The sequence below is a fragment of the Methanocellales archaeon genome (assembly GCA_028715985.1).
In the GTDB taxonomy this organism is placed as follows: Archaea; Halobacteriota; UBA148; order UBA148; family UBA148; genus UBA148.
In genome coordinates this window covers 1-2,958 of record JAQUQR010000019.1, presented here as the reverse complement: position 1 = coordinate 2,958, position 2,958 = coordinate 1, and the positions used below count along the sequence as shown (strand labels likewise).

Annotated in this window: 1 protein-coding gene; it reads right to left on the bottom strand. The window is 42.4% G+C overall.

Annotated elements, in window-relative coordinates; translation table 11 throughout:
- Positions 1-2,958, bottom strand: a 2,958-nt coding sequence (locus tag PHI74_07905; protein MDD5485933.1) for an Ig-like domain-containing protein, incomplete at both ends; no start/stop codon positions are given.

Below are 2,958 nucleotides of genomic sequence, written 5' to 3'. Positions count from 1 at the left end.
CGTCTATTCCAGCGGTCATGTTCACGGTGTTGTTGACATTGGAGACGTTGTCATAGGCAGTGATGGTGAGATTTTGTAATTCGGCCGTGTTGCCACGGTCTGCTATAATCGTCGCATTGGTCCAGTAATTCCCGCCCTGCTTGACCAGAACAACCTCGTTTAACGTTGAATTGATGGCAGACACGTTAACGGTCGCATTCTTTACTCCAGATTGGCTATCGGTGATAGACGCATTAAGGGTCATCACAGAGTTGTTCGCATACCACTGATTAATGGTGATGGCAGTAACAGAAGGTGCATTCTCATCTATTCCAACGGTCATATTCACTGTGTTGTTGACTAGACTAATATTATCATAAGCAGTGATCGTGAGATTTTGTAATCCGGCCGTGTTGCCACGGTCTGCAATAATCGTCGCATTCGTCCAGTAATCCCCATCCTGCTTGACCAGGATGACCTCGTTTAACGTTGAATTGATGGCAGACACGTTCACCGTGGCATTACTGACTCCGGACAAATCATCAGTGATAGAGGCATTAAGACTCATCACAGAATTATTCAGATACCACTGGTTAACGGTGATGGCAGTAACAGAAGGTGCAGTTGTATCCTTCACCACTGAATTGTTCTGATAGGAGATGACATAATTGGACACATTGTCATACATATTCACTGACACGTTGTAAGATCCGTCAGCAGCACTTGAATTGAGGTAGAAGCTGACGTTCGCAATCTGATCGGCTCCGCCCACTGGGTAGTTAACGGTCGTCGTGTTAATGGTCTCAGTGCTGTTGTATACATTAACCGTGTAGTTGGCTGGATTCAGTTCCGTATACGTGAAGTTCACGTAGAACAGCTCCCCGCTCTCTCTGTAAACCTTCGAGGCAGTTGTCGGCGTATCTATCGTTATCGTTGGATTAGTTGCATCCTTCACCACCGAATTGTTCTGATAAGAAATGTTATAATTCGATAAATTGTCATACATACCAACCGATACATTATAAAATCCGTCAGCAGCACTTGAATTGAGGTAAAAGCTGACGTTCGCGACCTTGTCCGCTCCGCCCACTGGGTAGTTAACGGTCGTCGTGTTAATGGTCTCAGTGCTGTTGTATACATTAACGGTGTAGTTTGCTGGATTCAGTTCCGTATAGGTGAAGTTAACATAGAACAGCTCTCCGCTCTTTCTGTAAACCTTCGCGATATTTGTCGGCGTATCTATCAAGACCGTTGGCGGTGTTCTATCTATTATGAATGATCTTGTTTCTGAAGTATTTACGTTTCCTGCATTATCTGTACAGGTTACATTCCAGTAATGAGTGCCTTCTGCAAACCCTGAAACTGTGTGATTTGTTAGAGTCGCATTTGGGGAGACTATGTTGCTGGCATTCACCACACCATCTATGGTGAGGTTGCAGAGCAGGCTTGTATCAAAGTTGTCGGTTGCAGTCCAGTTGAAGTTTATGGTTGTGGAGTTGGTGTTGTAAGCATTGGATGGGTAGCTCAAATCGATTGTAGGAAGTGTTTTGTCTACATGGAATATCCTAGTGTCTTCTACATGTATCCCATTCATTGTGCAATTTATCGTCCAATTCTGGTTTTGGCCTTCTGCTATTCCGGCTACATTAAAAGTTGCTTCGATTTTATTTGCTGTTGTCTCATTGCTCTGGTTGTAAATACCATTTATATATAGGGAACAGTTTGCTGTTTCAAAACTTATAGAATCATATTTAAAAATAAAAGTGATGTTTCCATCCTTGTCCCAGTATCCATATTCTGGAGATATAAGGTATAAAACGGGCGGCTGTAAAGTTATGTACAAATCAGACGAATTGGCAGAGTTCAGAGCACTATCATTAGCAGCGGCTATTACCTTATAGGTTGTTGAATTACCTATCAGGTTAATGGCTGGACTTAAAACAATTGTTGTTTGAGTGTTATTATCCAAGGTACCGCTGTTACCTACGGAATATAATGTCCCATTTTCATAGTAGATATAAAGTGTGTAATTGATTGTAGGATAGTTTTTATCAATAGCTAGTAAAGTAAGTTGAGGTTGTGCCCTATTTGTTATTGTACCATTTGCTGGAGAAGTAATACTAATACAAAGAATTATACTTGTATTTACACTGAACAAAACTCTGTCGCTTCCGATATTTCCGAGTGTGTCATTTGCATAAACAGTTACGTTATTGTTTCCTTCATTAGCTATTATGTTAACGGTATCTCCCCAAGTAAATGAGGTGTTTGTTCCACCATTTAAAGAGTACCAGCAAGATTGGGCATCTGTACCAATATCTGTATCTAAGGTTAATGAAAGTGTATTGTAAGTTTCATTCTTCGGATTAACAATTGTGACTGTTGGTCCGGTCGTATCCTTCACCACTGAATTGTTCTGGTAGGAGATGACATAATTAGACACATTGTCATACATATTCACCGACACGTTGTAAGACCAGTCGGCAGCACTTGAATTGAGGTAGAAGCTGACGTTCGCAATCTGATCGGCTCCACCTGCAGGATAATTGAGTGTGGTCGTGTTGATGGTCTCAGTGCTGTTGTATACGTTAACGGTGTAGTTGGCTGGGTTCAACTCTGTATAGGTGAAGTTAACGTAGAACAGCTCTCCGCTCTTTCTGTAAACCTTCGAGGCGGTTGTAGGTGTATCTATCGTGATCGCTGGTGATGTCGTATCCTTCACCACTGAATTGTTCTGGTAGGAGATGACATAATTCGAGAAATTATCATACATTCCCACAGATACATTGTAAGACCCATCAGCAGCACTTGAATTGAGGTAGAAGCTGACGTTCGCGACCTTGTTGGATCCGCCCACTGGGTAGTTAACGGTCGTCGTGTTGATGGTAGCAGTGCTGTTGTACACTCTAACCGTGTAGTTGGCTGGACGCTCCTCAGTGTATGTGAAGTTAACGTAGAACAGCTCTCCGCTCTTTCTGT